General features: G+C 58.0%; 2 protein-coding genes. Both read left to right on the top strand.

Annotation, left to right across the window (positions count from 1 at the left end):
• The coding region (locus NKH30_RS33085) for a DUF982 domain-containing protein (RefSeq protein ID WP_352998168.1) at positions 1-272 on the top strand (272 nt) is incomplete at its 5' end.
• Positions 273-355: 83 nt separating this feature from the next.
• On the top strand, positions 356-652 hold a 297-nt coding region (locus NKH30_RS33080), incomplete at its 3' end, for a hypothetical protein (protein ID WP_352998167.1).

The following is a 652-nucleotide window of genomic DNA, read 5'->3' as shown; positions in this document are numbered from 1 at the left end:
TTGCGAAAGGAGACCAGCATATGACCTGCGAACGAGATGTCGGCACGTTCGAAGAGCCCGTGACCGTTTTGCTGTCCTCGGGCAAAGTCAGTGTTTCGAGCACCCGCGAAGCCGCCGAAATGCTGCTTTACCGCTGGCCCATTGGAGAAACCGCGCGCCGCATCCAGGCTCGTATGGCATGCATGAAGGTTCTCGGCGGCGGCAGCGCACCGGATGTAGCGCGCGTGGCATTTCTCAGCGCCGCCAAGGAAGCGAAAATCCTGAACGCCTGACATCGTCAATGCGTGCCCCACCACTGTCCATCATGCATCACTCTTGCAGCAAACATCCTGCGTCGATCATGCGGAGACGCCGAATGCTTGCGCGAGAAGGCTGGAGCCGCGGATCTGCACTCTACGTGGACGTATCACAGCTCCGGGCAAAGCGGCCTATGGATCAAAAGTTACGTGGAAACCTGCCCCACCAAACTTTGTCTGGCAAACGCATGTCGGCCCTCCCGATTTCGTTGCGAGGGGCGAAGCTGGATCGCGCGCACTCGGTCTTCATCGCGTGTTTTCGAAAGAGTTCGCGAGAAGGCAACGGGTCAAGTAGTTCAGTGTTCGATCTGGAGGAATTGAAGCTGCTCGGCCTCGATCCGACAGGCAATCGATTA

The organism is Mesorhizobium sp. M1273 (assembly GCF_040318195.1).
GTDB lineage: Bacteria > Pseudomonadota > Alphaproteobacteria > Rhizobiales > Rhizobiaceae > Mesorhizobium.
This window is presented reverse-complemented; position numbering and strand designations above follow the sequence as displayed.